Origin of the sequence: Klebsiella aerogenes KCTC 2190 (genome assembly GCF_000215745.1) — a bacterium.
GTDB classification, from domain to species: domain Bacteria; phylum Pseudomonadota; class Gammaproteobacteria; order Enterobacterales; family Enterobacteriaceae; genus Klebsiella; species Klebsiella aerogenes.
Genome location: NC_015663.1, coordinates 798,385 through 815,048, shown reverse-complemented (window position 1 = coordinate 815,048; position 16,664 = coordinate 798,385). Strand labels below are relative to the sequence as shown.

Genomic DNA, 16,664 nt, shown 5'->3' with positions numbered 1-16,664 from the left:
CGCCTTACCCGACCTACAGAATGGCGTTCCGGGCAGGAGCGGTAGCCCGGCCAAGCGTAGCGCCGCCGGGTAACAGGATGCGGGTATGGAGCCGCTTTTGTGTCGGGTAGCGGCTTCGCCTTACCCGGCCTACAGAATGGCGTTCCGGCCAGGACCGGTAGCCCGACCAGGCGCAGCGCCGCCGGGTAACAGGATGCGGGTAGCGGCTTCGCCTTACCCGACCTACGGAATGGCGTTCCGGCCAGGATCGGTAGCCCGGCCAAGCGTAGCGCCGCCGGGATGGGGTTGGATTAACGGGTGGTGCCGCGCAGCTTCAACACGCTGGGAACAAAAACGTTAAGCGGCAGGGCGCGGCCATCGCGGGCCTTCTCGATTAGCAGGTTCACCCCCTGGCTGCCCATCATTTCAGAGTGGATCCGCACCGTCGACAGCGGCGGGAAGGTAAAGCGCGCGGTGGGGATATCGTTGACGCTAATCAGCGAAATATCTTCCGGGATCGCCAGCCCGCGTTCGTGGATGGCGCGCAGCACGCCGATGGCGATGGAGTCCGAGGCGACAAACAGCGCCCGCGGAAACTCCGCTTGCGCCAGCATCTGCTTCGCCAGCTCGTAACCGGACGAGCTGGAAAAACCGCCGCGCCAGATATCATCGGCTGAAACCACTCCCTTCAACTGACCGTACTCCACAAACGCCACTTCGCGAATATCGGCCTTGCCGGGCTGATCCTGGCCGCCGATAAATCCAATGCGCGACGCGCCCTGCTGGATAAAGAAGTCGACCACCTCTTTGGCGATACGTACCAGGTCGATATCCACCGCATCGTACGGACTGCCGGCTTCGTGGAAATCAATAAAGCAGATATTGTCGGTCAGCGCGCTGGCGGTCTCGCGCAGCTCGCGCGTCGGCTGGCCGATAATCAATACGCCGGTGACCTTTTTCAGCTCGGGCAGGGTGTTATTGAGATAGCAGTTGGTGAGCTCGATGGCGAGCTTTTCGCACTGGGTTTCAATACCGTGGCGAATGGCGAGATAGTAAGGGTCGTTAATTTCCAGCTCTTGCTGGTAGCTGTACAGCGCCAGGATATGATGGTGGCCGACGGGTAGGACCTGCGTTTTACGCGCGCTGCTGCTTTTATATTCAAGCTTCTCCGCAATTTCGAGAATGCGATGCTTGGTCTCTTCTTTCACGTTCAGGGTGGGATCGTCGTTTAACACCCGGGAAACCGTCGCCAGCGAAACACCCGCTTCGGTCGCAATGTCTTTTAGCGTTGCCATCTTTTTCCTTTATCGGACGTTGCCCATGTTTGCCCATCTATTGTAAAGCAAGCGTCGCGTCCTGCACCTTATTTCAGTAAAAAACGCCTGCGCGCGAGGGCTGTTTTCCCCGGCGATAGCGTGACAGAAGTAGCATTATTATCAGCATTATGCAGACGAACGGCAAAAACTTGCTATCTTTTAGTAAAAATTTACTGGAGGTGAGAGATGGATACCGTAGCTTACGCTGATTTTGCCAAACTGGAGATGCGCGTTGGCAAGATTGTCGAGGTGAAGCGCCATGACAATGCTGACAAACTGTACATCGCGCGGATTGATGTCGGCGACCGCACGCTGCAGACGGTCACTAGCCTGGTGCCCTACTACAGCGAAGAGGAGCTGCTGGGGAAAACGGTGGTGGTGCTGTGTAATCTGGCGAAAGCCAAAATGCGTGGCGAAACTTCTGAGTGCATGCTGTTATGCGCGGAAACCGAGGATGAAAGCGAAAGCGTGCTGTTGACGCCGGAGCGCGTCATGCCAGCAGGCGTGCGGGTGGTATAACGTGAAAAGACCCTCTCCCGACGGGAGAGGGTCGGGTGTGAATTATGTCTCTTCGACCGAAATGCGCAGTGCCGCCAGCGCTTTGCGCGCCGCCTTCAGCACCTGTTCGCACTGCTCGAGGGTGAGCGTCAGCGGCGGTTCAACGCGGATCGTCTTGGCGTTGTTTAACGTCCCAGCGACCAGCACCCGCTGTCTGAACATCTCGCTGGCAAAGTTGTAGCCAATCTCGTTATCGACAAACTCAATAGCCATCAACATGCCTTTCCCGCGGACTTCATTCACCAGATCCGGATATTCGCGCGCCAGTTGACGGAAGCCGTCCAGCAACAGATCGCCTTTCTGCTCAGCCTGCGCCGGCAGGTTCTGCGAGAGCAAGACGTTGATCGTCGCCAGCGCCGCCGCGCAGGCCAGCGGGTTGCCGCCGAAGGTGGTGGTGTGCAGGAATGGGTTATCGAACAGCACCGAGAAGACCTCTTCCGTCGCTACCGTCGCGCCGATCGGCATTACGCCGCCGCCGAGCGCTTTAGCCAGACACAGAATATCCGGCTGCACGTTTTCATGCTCGCAGGCGAACATCTTGCCGGTGCGGCCCATGCCGGTCTGTACCTCGTCGAGGATCAACAACGCGCCAAACTCGTCGCACAGTTTACGGACCGCCGGTAAGTAACCCGCCGGCGGCAGGATCACGCCGCCTTCGCCCTGGATAGGCTCAAGGATCACCGCCGCGACGTCATCGCCGGTTTTTTTGCACTCGCTCAGTATGGAACGCATGGCGTTGATATCACCGAACGGCACGTGACGGAAGCCCGGCAGTAGCGGCATAAACGGTTTGCGGAAGGTCGATTTCGCGGTGGCCGACAGCGCGCCCAGCGATTTACCGTGGAACGCGCCGCTGGTAGCGACGAAGGTAAATTTGCCGCGCGGAGACTGATAGGCTTTTGCCAGCTTCAGCGCCGCTTCTACTGATTCCGTGCCGCTGTTGCAGAAGAAACTGTATTTGAGCTTGCCGGGCGTTAAGGCCGCCAGCGTTTTCGCCAGCATCGCCCGCAGCGGGTCCAGCAGCTCCTGGCTGTGAAGCGGTTGTTTCGCGAGTTGATTTTCGACGGCGGATACCACAACTGGATTACGGTGCCCTACATTGAAGATGCCAAACCCACCAAGGCAGTCGATAAACTCCTGTCCCTGGGTGTCGACAAGCGTATTTAACCCTCCCGCTTGCCACTCTACGGCTCCGTAATCCCCGCCGGCTGTGACCGATTTTCTATACTCCAGAAACCCCGGGTTCACATGTTCTTTAAAGTATTCTCTCACCTCCTGGTTCAGTGCTTTCATTTCGTCATGGGAGAGCGATTGCTTCTCAATGAGATTCAGTGCGTGCGCGCTGCAGGCCAGAGCCGATGCGCTGGAAGGTAACCTGTTCAAAATGTGCTCCTGGGGGGGCGTATCACATGATACTGAATTAAGTATTGCAGGGATTACGCCAGCCTGGCAGCGACGATGAAAATCGGGATAAACGCAAAGTTAAGGCGCAATTGTGCGAAATTTAATCTCATAACTTAAATATTGGCACGTTTTATTCCTGAGGCTGCAAGATAAACTGCCGTTGGGGTGTGAAGCGGTATGACGTGGGGTGGTGCAGGCCGCTGCGTGATGGAGCAGCCTGGGAACCATTGTGGTGCGAGAGGTTAATCGAGTTGGGAGATTTCCATCGCCGCGCGGTCAATCACGCCGATGATCTGTTTCAACTGCGCGTCGCTGATGCTCTGCTGGTTGACCTTCAGGTCCAGCACCGCTTTAAAGTTTTCCAGCGCGCGTTTCATCTGCGGATTTTTGCGCAATTCGCAGCCGACCATGCGTTCCTGCAGGCGCGTCTGAATTTGGCTTAACTGCTTGCCGCTTTCGGCGCACAGGCGGCGTCCCTCTTCAGTGATAGCGATTTTTTTACGCCCATTTTCCTCTTCTACGCTAATCAATCCCTGATCCTGCAGCAGGTCGAGTGTCGGATAGATAACGCCGGGGCTGGGGCTGTAATTGCCCTGCGTCAGCGCCTCAATCTCTTTAATCAGTTCATAGCCGTGGCTGGCGTTGCGCGAAAGGATATCGAGGATCACCAGGCGCAATTCGCCGTGGCCAAAGAAACGCTGGCGGCGTCCGCCGCCGCGACGGCCCTGTTCGCCGTGGCCTTCTTCGTGATGATGTCGCATCAGTTCTCCTGCATATTTTTGATATATCTAATTTATATCTAAATAGTAAAAAAAGACAATGTATAATTTATAATTGGTTGATATTAATTGATTTATTGTTGTTTTTAGCTTTGATGAAGCTTTCCTGTAATTTATATCAAAAAAAACTTGCCATTTTTATTAATGGCAATCATTATCATTTACACTGAGTTTAGATATATCTATTTACCCTTCACCAAGGCGATGACGGATGACAATAATCAAACAAACTAAATACCCGCAGCGCGTGCGTAACGAACTACGTTTTCGCGAATTAACCGTGCTGCGCATTGAGCGTATCGGCCAGGCGTTCCAGCGGATCGTGCTGGGGGGCGAGGCGCTGGATGGCTTTGTTTCACAAGGTTTTGACGACCACACCAAACTGTTTTTCCCGCAGGCGGGCAGCGTATTCACGCCGCCGGAAGTGACCGACGAAGGCATTAACTGGGGCGAGGGCGTGCGCCCGGCGACCCGCGACTACACGCCGCTGTACGATGCCGAACGCCACGAGCTGGCTTACGATTTTTATATCCACGATGGCGGTATTGCCAGCCGCTGGGCGCTGGAAGCGCAAGTGGGTGATACGCTGGTGATCGGCGGGCCGCGCGGCTCGCTGGTGGTGCCGGAAGATTACGCCTGGCAGCTTTATGTCTGTGACGAGTCGGGCATGCCGGCGCTGCGCCGTCGCCTGCTGGGATTACGTCAGCTGCCGGTGACGCCGCAGGTGACGGCCATCGTCACCGTCGCGGATGCTTCGTATAAAGATTATCTGGCGGATCTCGACGGCTTTAATATCGAATGGGTGGTAGGCCACAACCCGGCGTTCGTCGCCGAGCGGCTGGCGCAGGTTAAGGTACCGTCAGAAGATTATTTTATCTGGCTGACCGGAGAAGGCGGCGTGGTGAAATCGCTGCTGGCGCGCTTTGAGGAGCCGAGTATCGATCAGCAACTGGTGCGTTCGCAGGCGTACTGGCATAGCAAATAATCGGCAGTGTGGTAAACCCGGATGGCGGCGCGTTGCGCCTTCTCCGGGCTACCTTTCAATGGTGTTATGTCGCCCCGGTAAGCGCAGCGCCACCGGGTGAGGCTTAGTGTTCTGCCAGCGCCTTAAACACCATCGCCACCGCGTGGGCGCCGGGGTCCATATTGCCGAGCAGGCTCTCGCTGTTGAGATAGGAGGCGCGTCCGGCGCCGGCTTTGCTCGACTGGCAGGTGCGATCCGCGCCGGCCTGCGCCGCGACAAAAGCGGCCTGCAGATTATCCGGTTCGGCCAGCAGCGCCGCCAGCGCCGGCTGTAGAGCGTCAATCATCGTCCGGTCGCCCTCATCGGCGCCGCCGTAAAATTTCATCTGCCCCAGACCGGCGTTCAGCGCTTCCGCCATGCTGGCGCCTTGCTCCAGCTTCTGCCCGGCGGCGGTGAAGAAAATCGACATCAATACGCCGCTGGAGCCGCCCATCACTACCGTCAGGCGTTCGCCAATTAGCGCGAACAGCGTGGGTAAATCATTGAGCGGCAGTTGCTGGCGTTGCAATAGAGCGGCAATCTCACGCGCGCCGGCGGCGAAAGTGGAGCCGGTATCGCCGTCGCCCACTTTGGCGTCAAGCGCGTTGAGATGGGTTTCGAGGCCGGAGAGGGTGCTGGTCACCTGCGCCACGAAATCGCCCACCTGCGGGTTGGCCGATGGCGTAAAGGCGACGCGTGCGCTGGCGAGCGCGGACGGCATGATATTAACAGCCCTCGGCTGCACCGGCTTCTGCCAACTGGCGGTTTCGACATCCGACAGCAGCGCCTTTTCGATGCTCTCTTCCAGCACGATAGTGGTCAGCGAGAAGCCTTTCATATCCAGCGCCGTTACCAGCGAAGCCGGGCCAATCAACCAGTCAATGCGTGCATGGAGTGGGGTATTGGCCAGCTCGCGGGTCAGAATCGCCATCTCGGCCACCGACACGCCGCCGAGATTATTGAGCATCACCGCCAGGCGGCCGGTTTCAGGTAGGGCGGCGGTCAGCTTCTCTACCATAATCTGCATGATTTCCGCGCTGTTATGGGTCGCGATCGTCGAGGCTCCCGGTTCGCCGTGGATGCCCATCCCCAGCTCGGCGTGGCCGGGCTGATGGCGCGGCGCGCTTTCCGCTTCCTGCGGCAGGTGACAGCTGGCCAGCGCCACCCCGATGCTGGCGGTATGGTTGGCGGCGTATTGCGCTTCACGCAGGACGGTGGCGAGGTTGAAGCCGCGCTCGGCGAAATAGCCCGCTACCTTATGCACCAGAATAGTCCCGGCGATGCCGCGCGGCTGTTTATTATCCGGCAGCGAAATATCGTCGCCGACGATCAGCATCTCTACGTTATAGCCAAGACGGCGCGCTTTCTCTGCCGCGAGGCCGAAGTTAAGCCGATCGCCGGTGTAGTTTTTGACGATCAGCAGACAGCCCGCCTCGCCGGTCACCGCCTGAATCGCGGTGAGTACCGCATCGACGCTCGGCGAGGCGAACAGATCGCCGCAGACCGCAGCGGTCAGCATGCCTTTACCAATAAAGCCGACGTGCGCCGGTTCATGGCCGGAGCCGCCGCCGGAAATCACCGCCACGTTGTTTTTATTCAGATCGCGGCGTACCACTACACGGATCGCCGGGTCGCTCTCCAGCCTGGCGAGGTTGTTCCACGGGCTGGCAATAATGGTTCCCTCGATCACGTCGTTAACGAGGCTGGCGCGCTGGTTAAAAAAGAATTGAGACATAGTGGTTCCTGAAGAGTAAGCGAAAACTCACCCTCCGGAGGCGGGCCTCCGGAGTGGTAACGGTCAAAGTGGATTTAGCGACGAATAAGACGTTGCTGACGCATATCGAGCGTGATGGCTTCGCCAGGCTGAATATCATTCAGCGCTTCGCCCTGCTGGCATAGCCAGGCGATCCCCGCCGCGCGGGCGATAATCGCGCCGTGGGCCTGTTCGCTGCCGTCGCGCAGGCACAGGCCGGTGACCTGGCTGGCATCCAGTTGGAGTACAGTCGAGGGATAAATATTGTCGGCGATAATAATCGTCGGCTCACTGGCGAATGGCAGCGTCTCCTTTATACCCTGCAGATGGCGCAGCGTGCGCTGCAGAATATCGTCGATATCGATATAACGGGCCTGCAGATAGGCGTCATCCAGCTGACGATACTGCTGGCTGAGCTCCATCAGCACCTGATGCCACGCCCATTCCGCCGAGCACTGTTCGGTGAGCAGGCGATCGTTGGCGGCATCAAACAGATCTTCATCGTCGAGCAAGGTGTGATGACCGGCGAAGATCGCCGCGATATCGGCGTTAAATTTGTTTTCCGCCAGCTCGGTGAGCGCATTGAGATCGGCCAGCGTCTGGTCGATCGCCTGGCGCAGGCGCTGCTGCTCGCGAGCAACGTCGGCGGCGGCGGGGAGCGCCGGTTGGATCGGCGCCAGCGGATAAAGCAGCGCCGCGCCTTCAACACGCGCAGGTATGGCGGGTTCCGCTGTCGGCTGCGCCTCCGGCGACTCGCCGAAGTTATCGGCGGCTAGCGCCTGAAACGCCGCCAGCGCGGCATCGGCGTCCGGACCGCGGGCCAGCAGGCGCAGCTTATCGTGGCGGCGCACCTGCAGCAGAGCGATTTGATTCAGACTGTCCGGGGTGACGCATTTGCCGTTTTTCTCCAGCACCAGGTCGGCGTTAAAACCCGCCAGCGCGGCGACCAGCTTTGATGCCGGACGCACGTGCAGGCCGTTGTGATTGTTAATAATGACTGAAACCGATTTAGCATCGCCGTCGTCAGCAAGCGTTGGGGCGGCGGCGTCAGGCGTGTGCGAAGGTAAACCCAGCTGAACCCGCTTGGCTTCCAGGGCGTTCATGGCATCGGCGATAACTTTGTCGATTCCGGCGCCGGAGGCGGCGCTGACGGTGGCCGCCAGCGTCCCTTCGACCAGCGGCGCGGCGCACAGCCGCACTTTTGCCGCCATCGCCGGATCGAGCAGATCGAGTGCGGTTTCGGCGCTGAGCAGGGCGCTGCCGATATCCATCATCACCAGTACATGGTCGGTATCGGCGACGGATTCGATCGCCTCCATGACTTTAATCGGATCGGTGCCGATCGGGTTGTCGGGATCGTCGATCCCGGCGGCGATCGCCAGCTTACAGCCATCGTTCATTAACATCTGCCGGGCCAGTTCTCCGACACCTTCGCCCAGCCGGGCGCTATGAGAAACAATAACTAGGTTTACCATCGCGATTTCCTTACTCTTTGGCGGCGGCAGCCAGCATCTGAACCATAAACAGCACCGAGGTCGCGCCGGGATCCTGATGCCCGATGCTGCGCTCGCCGAGATAGCTGGCGCGGCCTTTACGGGCCTGCATGGTGATGGTGGCGTGGGCGGCGCGCTCGGCCACTTCGCAGGCGGCATCCAGCGCGGCAGGGATAGACAGATGTTGCTCGCTGGAATGACGCAGGGATTCCACCACCGGCAGCCAGACGTCGCACATCGTCTTATCGCCCGGCTCCGCTTTACCACGGTTGACGACGCCGTCCGCGCCTTCGCGGATCATCTGATAAAGCTCGTCGAGGGTCAGGCTCTGATGCGCCTGGGTGACCTGGGCGGCGCGGATAAAGAAGGTGCCGAACAGTGGGCCGCTGGCGCCGCCGACGTTGGAAAGCAGCGTCATCCCGGTATTCTTGAGAATAAAACCGATGTCTTTATCGGCGATCGACGGCAGCTTTTCGACCACTTTGCTGAAGCCGCGATGCATATTGAGGCCGTGGTCGGCGTCACCGATCTCTTTATCAAGGCCGGTGAGAAAATCGCTCTGTTTGGTGAAAATGTCGCCGCAGCGGTACAGCCAGTCGACGATTTGCGTTCTGTTCAGTGACATGTCGTGCTCCTTATTTTCCCCAGTTCAGCGCCGGGGTATGGACCGGGGCGTCCCATAACGCCAGCGTGTCATCATCCGCCTTCAGCAGGGTGATGGAGAAACCCGCCATATCCAGCGAGGTGCAGTAGCTGCCGATGAGGTTGCGTTCAATCACAATGCCGGACGCTTCGCAGCGCTGGGCGAGGCGGTTATAAACGCCGTACAGTTCTGAAAGCGGCGTGGCGCCGAGGTTATTGACCAGCGCGATAACCCGATCGCCGTTTTGCAGCGCGGTTTTGCTCTGTTTCACTTCCTGCCACGCTCCCTTGACGTTATCCCACTGGCGCAGCGTGCGGCTGTATGCGCCGTTTTCCAGCAGGGTATCGAACATCTCATCGACGGTTTGGTCGAGCGAGCTGAAGCGGCGGCGGTCGATACCCGGCTCGCCATGGATGCCGACGCCGAACTCCATCTCATCGTCTTTCAGGGTAAAGGAGGGCTGTCCGGCGGCCGGTACGGTGCAGGCGCCCAGCGCGATGCCAATCGAGTGGCCAAGGTTATTTAAACGGCGGCCCAGTTCAGCGCAGGCTTCCAGCGAGACGCCGCGTTCGGCGGCGGCGCCGACCAGTTTTTCAATCAGCACGGTATTGGCGACGCCGCGGCGTCCGGCGGTATAGAGGCTGTCTTTTACCGCCACGTCGTCATCCACCACGACGGTGGTAACCTTAACGCCACTTTCGTGCAGCAGCTCGGTGGCGGTCTCAAAATTCAGGATGTCGCCGGTATAGTTTTTGATAATCAGCAGGACGCCTTCGCCGCCGTCAATCTGCATCGCGCATTCGAACATTTTGTCCGGCGTCGGCGAGGTGAAAATTTCCCCCGGACAGGCGCCGGAGAGCATGCCCTGGCCGATGTAGCCGCAGTGCATCGGTTCGTGTCCGCTGCCGCCGCCGGAGAGCAGCGCCACTTTGCCGGCGACCGGCGCATCAGCGCGGGTGACATAGACCGGGTCCTGGTGCAGCGTCAGTTCAGGATGCGCCTTCGCCAGGCCGATAAGCTGTTCACTCAGTACATCTTCCACACGGTTAATCAGTTTTTTCATTGTTTATGCTCCGTAGGGTAGGGAGAGGTCGCCTGTCTATAAGGGTAGCCCGGCGATGTAGTGATTCTGGCTGAGCGGGCGCAAAATAAAATGCCGTCAAAATGTGTTCCATAACGGAACGTAGAAAAGAATTTTTGTTCCTTTATGGAACATTAATTGCCGATAAACAGGAGAAATGCGAGCCAGCGCTAATAATTTGTCCGTTTTTTTCTGCTATCAGAAATGGGGCAAGGATGATTTTTTTCGCCATTGTGCCGCATTGAGGCGATTTCCTGCGTTAAAGAAGGGAGACGATAGCGGCTTTTTTGCCAAAATGAGCCGATCGCGATCGCAATCCCATCGCTTTCTCAGTCACATTGTTTCAATGTGAAACGCATTATTTTTTTATCTGTTTCAGAACAGAACAAAAAAGGGAAAAATTTTTTTCGCCGCGGCTCGCCCTACAGTGGATGCATCGCTCCGGCAGCGTGGCTGTAAGCGCCATTGATATCAGGCGCCGCGGCATGACGGCCTGGGCTCACGTGTCAACATACGCACTTATTTGAGGGTGAAAGGAATGCTAAAAGTTATTCAATCTCCAGCCAAATATCTCCAGGGACCTGATGCCGCCATGCTGTTTGGCGAATACGCTAAAAACCTGGCCGACAGCTTTTTTGTTATCGCCGATGACTTCGTGATGAAGCTGGCGGGCGACAAAGTATTGAACGGCCTGCATAGCCACAATATTAGCTGCCATGCGGAACGATTTAACGGCGAGTGCAGCCATGCGGAAATCAACCGCCTGATCGCCATTCTTAAGCAGCACGGCTGCCGCGGCGTGGTGGGTATCGGCGGCGGGAAAACCCTCGATACCGCGAAGGCGATCGGCTATTACCAGAAGCTGCCGGTGGTGGTGATCCCGACAATTGCTTCAACCGATGCGCCGACCAGCGCGCTGTCGGTTATCTACACCGAGGCGGGCGAGTTTGAAGAGTATCTGATCTACCCGAAAAACCCGGATATGGTGGTGATGGACACGGCGATTATCGCCAAAGCGCCGGTACGCTTGCTGGTGGCCGGGATGGGCGATGCGCTCTCCACCTGGTTTGAAGCCAAGGCCTGCTTCGATGCGCGAGCCACCAGCATGGCGGGTGGGCAGTCCACGGCGGCTGCCTTGAGCCTGGCGCGCCTGTGCTATGATACGCTGCTGGCGGAAGGCGAAAAAGCACGCCTGGCTGCTCAGGCTGGAGTGGTGACCGATGCGCTGGAGCGTATTGTCGAAGCCAACACCTATCTGAGCGGTATCGGTTTTGAGAGCAGCGGCCTGGCCGGCGCGCACGCGATTCACAACGGTTTCACCATCCTTGAAGAGTGCCACCATCTGTATCACGGCGAAAAAGTCGCTTTCGGCACCCTGGCGCAGCTGGTACTGCAAAATAGCCCGCTGGAAGAGATCGAAACCGTGATGGGCTTCTGTGAAAAAGTCGGCCTGCCGATCACCCTTGCCCAGATGGGCGTGAAAGAGGGTATCGAAAGCAAAATCCACGCGGTGGCGAAAGCCACCTGCGCGGAAGGCGAAACCATCCACAATATGCCGTTCCCGGTCACCGCGGATAGCGTCTACGCCGCCATCCTTACCGCGGACCTGCTTGGGCAGCAGTGGCTGGCGCGTTAAGTCTTTCACAAGGTTCTATGCCGCGGCGCATTGCGGCATCAACTCCTCCCTCCGGCAGCCGCTGCCGGAGGGTTTTGTCGTTTTAACTGTGTTAACTCCAGCGGAAAAGGGATATGACAGCTCAGACTCAGGGTGCGGAAAATGAAGTTTCAGCCGTTATCAGCCAGTCGTGGCATCGCTGCAGCAAATTTATGCAGCGGGAAACCTGGCAGGCGCCGCATCAGGCGCAGGGGCTGACCTTTGAATCGATCTGCCGTCGCAAAACCGCGCTGCTGACCATCGGCCAGGCGGCGCTGGAAGATGCGTGGGAGTTTATGGCCAACCGTTCCTGCGCGCTGTTCATCCTTGATGAGTCGGCCTGTATTCTGAGCCGCTGTGGCAATCCGCAGACCCTGGAACAGCTGGCGGAACTGGGATTTCGCGACGGCAGCTACTGCGCGGAGAGCATTATCGGCACCTGCGCGCTGTCGCTGGCTTCGATGCTCGGACAGCCGGTCAACACCGCGGGCGACGAGCACTTTAAGCAGGCGCTGCGGCGCTGGTCGTTCAGTTCGACGCCGGTGTTCGATAACCATGGCCGCCTGTTTGGATCTATTTCGCTATGCTGCCTGCGCGAAGAGTGGGCCCCGGCGGATCTGTCGCTGACGTTGGCCATCGCCCGCGAAGTGGGTAACTCGCTGCTTACCGACAGCCTGCTGGCGGAATCTAACCGCCACCTTAATCAAATGTACGGCCTGCTGGAAAGTATGGACGACGGGGTGATGGCGTGGAACGAGCAGGGAGTGCTGCAGTTTCTCAACGTGCAGGCGGCCACGCTGCTGCATCTCGATACCCAGGCCAGCCAGGGGCGGAATATCAATGAGCTGTTGACCCTGCCGGCGTTGCTGCGCCGCGCGATTAAACAGGCCCGCGGGCTTAATCATGTGGAAGTGACCTTCGAGAGCCAGCATCAGTTTATCGACGCGGTGATCACCCTGAAGCCTATCGTGGAAGAGCAGGGCAATAGCTTCATTTTACTGCTCCACCCGGTGGAGCAGATGCGTCAATTAATGACCAGCCAATTGGGCAAAGTGAGCCATACCTTCGAACAGATGTCGGCGGATGACCCGGAAACCCGCAGGCTGATCCACTTTGGTCGCCAGGCGGCGCGCGGCGCTTTCCCGGTGCTGCTGTGCGGCGAGGAAGGGGTGGGTAAAGAATTACTGAGCCAGGCGATCCATAACGAAAGCGAGCGGGCGCCGGGCCCATATATTTCGGTTAACTGCCAGCTGTACGCCGACAGCGTACTGGGCCAGGATTTTATGGGCAGCGCGCCAACCGACGATGAAAATGGCCGCCTCAGCCGCCTTGAGCTGGCCAACGGCGGCACGCTGTTCCTGGAAAAAATAGAGTATCTGGCCCCCGAGCTGCAGTCAGCGCTGCTGCAGGTGATAAAACAGGGCGTGCTGACGCGTCTTGATGCCCGGCGGCTGATTCCGGTGGATGTGAAAGTGATCGCCACCACCACCGTCGACCTCGCGAACCTGGTGGAGCAGAACCGCTTTAGCCGCCAGCTGTACTATGCGCTACATTCGTTTGAGATAGTCATTCCGCCGCTGCGGGCGCGACGCGGCAGTATTCCTTCGCTGGTGCATAGCCGTCTGCGTCGGCTGGAGAAACGCTTTTCATCGCGGCTGAAGGTCGATGACGACGCGCTGGCCCAACTGACCGCCTACTCGTGGCCGGGCAACGATTTTGAGCTTAATAGCATTATTGAGAATATCGCGATGAGCAGCGATAACGGGCATATTCGCTTAAGCAATCTCCCCGAACATCTCTTCTCAACCCGGCCGGGTAGCGAGGCGTCCTCATCGCTACTGCCATCAAGTCTCTCCTTCAGCGCCATCGAGAAAGAGGCGATTATCCAGGCGGCGCGAGTGACCAGCGGCCGGGTACAGGAGATGTCGCAGTTGCTGAATATTGGCCGTACCACGCTGTGGCGCAAGATGAAGCAGTACGATATCGACGCCGGGCAGTTTAAACGCCGGGTGCAGGATAAGAGTTAAGCCAACGGCGTTAATATTTTTCCGGCAGCTCGTTGACAATATCGACGAGCTCGCCGTTTTTCATCGTGATATAGCCGCCGTTTTTCAGATCGGAAAGTACCTGAAACAGATAGCTACGCGACATTTTTGTACGTCGCAGGATAAAGTTCGCCAGGCTCGGGTCGTGTAATACACCCTCATTTTTCTGCTTGAGATAGCGATAAATCATGGAGCGAATGACAAAATAGCGGGTGCCAATAGCTCTTTCGTCATGCGCATCGAGCAAAAACGCCAGCGTGATGGCCATCATGTTCATCAGGAAGGTGAATTTATCGGGCTGAGTAAAATGTTTTTCAAAGTATTCGAGATTACAGCTGAACACTTTGACATTTTTTTTGGCGGTATAGTGCAGCTGAATACCCGGGCCATAACTTTCGACAATACCAAAAAACATTCCTTTGATGCCTTTGCCGACCTGAAACAACTTTTTCGACTGGGTTTTCGCTTTTCCTGGGGCGAGAATAAAGTTGTGCTCCTGCATCTCAACGGCAATAACGCCCTCAAGAACAATAATAATCTCGCCTGTACTCAGGGTGAAAGACGTATCATCGGCAATCTGGCGTATATTACTGCTATGACTTAATGAGTCTATCGCCTTTATATTCTTTGAAATCATCTTATTATATTCATCGATGATGTGGGAATAGGGCGTTTGAATACGACTCATCTTCTCTCCGGGCTTAACTCTACCGCTTTATTACTCTTTGCTATTTTGCAGTGGCGATACTTTATATTTTAATGGCGCGGAATTACGCCTGATACAAAATATCTAAATTTAAAAGCTGGCGCCAGATAGCAGGCATCACTTTTAGAGTCCGTTAACGGACTGATCTATCGCTCTTTTTAAAACACTCACTTAGACTGTTTTAGTGGGTAGTTGGGCTTCTTTTTTTAGTAACTAAGAATCCACTTAAATATTGAATGATAATATTGCTTTTGCGGCGGGTTTCTTTAGCGAAACGGTGATAGTGATTCGCTTTGCATTAATTAAAAATAAAACCAGAACCTGTGGATTTTTATTGCTTTCTCTACTTCACTTAAGCGGAATCGCCTCAGTAGCGACAACAACATTTGCCGATGTCGCTCATCTCATATTGAGACTTATCTAATCTGACAACGCCTGCCTGATATTAGCCAAATCGTAAGTTAAATCAGGCGCATGCTGAGCAATGAGGTTTGAAGATGAATAAAAAATACAAGGGTATCGGTGTGCTGGCTTTTGCCGCCGGTTCGTTATTACCCGGCGCGACGGCCAATGCCGCCGATCAAAATGCGGCTGGCCCCAGCGATGGTGCGGCAAAGAAGCCCAATATTATCCTGATCGTCTCTGACGATACCGGCTATGGCGACCTCGGCGTCTACGGCGGCGGCGAAGGCCGCGGTATGCCGACGCCAAACCTCGACAGAATGGCCGATGAGGGGATGACCTTTTTCGACTTCTACGGCCAGCCGAGCAGTACGCCGGGCCGCGCGGCGATGCAGACCGGGCGAATTCCCAACCGCAGCGGTATGACCACCGTGGCTTTCCAGGGGCAGGGCGGCGGTTTACCGAAAGAAGAGTGGACGCTGGCCTCGGTACTGAAAACCGGCGGCTATAAAACCTTCTTTACCGGTAAGTGGCACCTCGGCGAAGCCGATTACGCGTTACCTAATGCTCAGGGCTACGACGAAATGAAATACGTCGGCCTCTACCACCTGAACGCCTATACCTATGCCGACCCGACCTGGTTCCCGGATATGGATCCGCAACTGCGTGAAATGTTTACCCGTGTCACCCGCGGCGCGCTCTCCGGCAAGGCGGGCGAAGCGCCGAAGGAAGAGTTCAAAATTAACGGCCAGTATGTGAATACCCCGGTCGTTGATGGCAAAGAGGGCGTGGTCGGGATCCCATTCTTCGACCGCTACGTCGAGAAGGCCTCGCTGGACTATCTCGAAGCAAACGCAAAATCTTCCGAACCGTTCTTCATGAGCATCAACTTTATGAAGAACCACCAGCCGAACATGCCGGATCCGGATTACGTCGGCAAGTCGATGTCGAAGAGCAAATACGCCGACTCGATGGTGGAAATGGATGCCCGCGTTGGCCATATCATGGATAAGCTGCGCGAGTTGGGGATCGATAAAAACACCCTTGTGGTATGGACCACCGATAACGGCGCCTGGCAGGACGTCTATCCGGATGCCGGCTATACGCCATTCCGCGGCACCAAAGGCACCGACCGCGAGGGCGGCAGCCGCGTTCCGGCTATCGCCTGGTGGCCGGGCAAGATTAAAGAGCACAGCCGTAACCACGATATCGTTGGCGGCCTCGATCTGATGGCGACCTTTGCTTCGGTGGCCGGGATTAAATTACCCACCAAAGACCGTGCCGGGCAGCCGATTATCTTCGATAGCTACGATATTTCACCGGTACTGTTTGGCACCGGTAAAGATCCGCGTACCTCCTGGTTCTACTTCACTGAAAATGAGCTGACCCCGGGGGCGGCGCGCGTCGGTCACTATAAGGCGGTGTTTAACCTGCGCGGCGATAACGGCGCGAAAACCGGCGGCCTGGCGGTGGATTCCAACCTCGGCTGGAAAGGGCCGGAGTCGTATGTCGCAACGGTGCCGCAGATTTTCGACCTCTGGCAGGATCCGCAGGAACGCTACGATATCTTTATGAACAACTATACCGAGCATACCTGGACGCTGGTGACCTTCAATGAAGCCATCACTAAGTTGATGAAAACCTACGTCGAGTATCCGCCGCGTAAGCCGCAGAGCGAAGCCTACAGTGGGCCGATTACCCTGTCGCAGTATCAACGCTTTAGTAATATCCGCGAGCAGTTACAAAAAGAAGGGTTCCAGTTGGCGATGCCGACCGGTAATTAAAATGACGTTGGCCCGGGCGAGATGTCCGGGCCTTTTGCTGTTGTGAGCATTCTAGAGATAGGTT

General features: G+C 57.0%; 13 protein-coding genes. 5 read left to right on the top strand and 8 right to left on the bottom strand.

Going from position 1 to position 16,664, the window contains the following annotated elements; genetic code table 11:
* Positions 1-290: 290 nt before the first annotated feature.
* On the bottom strand, positions 291-1,274 hold the full coding sequence (gene ebgR / locus EAE_RS03950) for a transcriptional regulator EbgR (protein ID WP_009485173.1): 984 nt from the start codon (positions 1,272-1,274) through the stop codon (positions 291-293).
* Positions 1,275-1,481: 207 nt separating this feature from the next.
* Between ebgR and EAE_RS03945 the strand changes: the two genes are divergently transcribed.
* Complete coding sequence (locus EAE_RS03945; RefSeq protein ID WP_015369597.1) at positions 1,482-1,814, top strand: tRNA-binding protein; 333 nt, start codon at positions 1,482-1,484, stop codon at positions 1,812-1,814.
* Positions 1,815-1,856: 42 nt separating this feature from the next.
* On the opposite strand, the gene ygjG is transcribed toward EAE_RS03945, so the two are convergent.
* Positions 1,857-3,236: a putrescine aminotransferase gene (gene ygjG / locus EAE_RS03940; protein WP_020077886.1), complete on the bottom strand. Its 1,380-nt coding sequence runs from the start codon at positions 3,234-3,236 to the stop codon at positions 1,857-1,859.
* A 263-nt stretch (positions 3,237-3,499) separates the two neighbouring features.
* On the bottom strand, positions 3,500-4,018 hold the full coding sequence (locus tag EAE_RS03935) for a PadR family transcriptional regulator (protein WP_015703551.1): 519 nt from the start codon (positions 4,016-4,018) through the stop codon (positions 3,500-3,502).
* Between the two features lie 229 nt (positions 4,019-4,247).
* On the opposite strand from EAE_RS03935, the gene EAE_RS03930 reads away from it, so the two are divergent.
* Complete coding sequence (locus tag EAE_RS03930) at positions 4,248-5,021, top strand: siderophore-interacting protein (protein WP_015703550.1); 774 nt, start codon at positions 4,248-4,250, stop codon at positions 5,019-5,021.
* A gap of 103 nt (positions 5,022-5,124) precedes the next feature.
* Here the strand turns inward: EAE_RS03930 and EAE_RS03925 are convergent, their stop codons facing one another.
* The 4 genes from EAE_RS03925 to dhaK form a co-directional block, all read right to left on the bottom strand.
* Positions 5,125-6,774 (bottom strand): glycerone kinase, encoded by a 1,650-nt coding sequence (locus EAE_RS03925; protein ID WP_015703549.1) that lies wholly within the window; start codon positions 6,772-6,774, stop codon positions 5,125-5,127.
* 74 nt (positions 6,775-6,848) lie between these two features.
* Complete coding sequence (dhaM, locus tag EAE_RS03920; protein WP_015703548.1) at positions 6,849-8,267, bottom strand: dihydroxyacetone kinase phosphoryl donor subunit DhaM; 1,419 nt, start codon at positions 8,265-8,267, stop codon at positions 6,849-6,851.
* Positions 8,268-8,277: 10 nt separating this feature from the next.
* The gene (gene dhaL, locus EAE_RS03915; RefSeq protein WP_007372179.1) at positions 8,278-8,910 is read right to left on the bottom strand and encodes a dihydroxyacetone kinase subunit DhaL; all 633 of its coding nucleotides are present in this window, start codon (positions 8,908-8,910) and stop codon (positions 8,278-8,280) included.
* Between the two features lie 10 nt (positions 8,911-8,920).
* Positions 8,921-9,991, bottom strand: coding sequence for a dihydroxyacetone kinase subunit DhaK (gene dhaK / locus EAE_RS03910; RefSeq protein WP_015703547.1), 1,071 nt, complete (start codon positions 9,989-9,991; stop codon positions 8,921-8,923).
* Positions 9,992-10,547: 556 nt separating this feature from the next.
* Between dhaK and EAE_RS03905 the strand changes: the two genes are divergently transcribed.
* Positions 10,548-11,645 carry a glycerol dehydrogenase gene (locus EAE_RS03905; protein ID WP_007372182.1) on the top strand — a complete coding sequence of 366 codons (1,098 nt, stop codon included), beginning with the start codon at positions 10,548-10,550 and terminating at the stop codon, positions 11,643-11,645.
* 113 nt (positions 11,646-11,758) lie between these two features.
* On the top strand, positions 11,759-13,690 hold the full coding sequence (gene dhaR, locus EAE_RS03900) for a dihydroxyacetone kinase operon transcriptional regulator DhaR (RefSeq protein ID WP_015703546.1): 1,932 nt from the start codon (positions 11,759-11,761) through the stop codon (positions 13,688-13,690).
* Between the two features lie 10 nt (positions 13,691-13,700).
* Here the strand turns inward: dhaR and EAE_RS03895 are convergent, their stop codons facing one another.
* Positions 13,701-14,396 carry a helix-turn-helix domain-containing protein gene (locus EAE_RS03895; protein WP_015703545.1) on the bottom strand — a complete coding sequence of 232 codons (696 nt, stop codon included), beginning with the start codon at positions 14,394-14,396 and terminating at the stop codon, positions 13,701-13,703.
* A gap of 515 nt (positions 14,397-14,911) precedes the next feature.
* Between EAE_RS03895 and EAE_RS03890 the strand changes: the two genes are divergently transcribed.
* Positions 14,912-16,600, top strand: a complete 1,689-nt coding sequence (locus EAE_RS03890; protein ID WP_015369607.1) for an arylsulfatase — start codon at positions 14,912-14,914, stop codon at positions 16,598-16,600.
* Positions 16,601-16,664 lie beyond the last annotated feature (64 nt).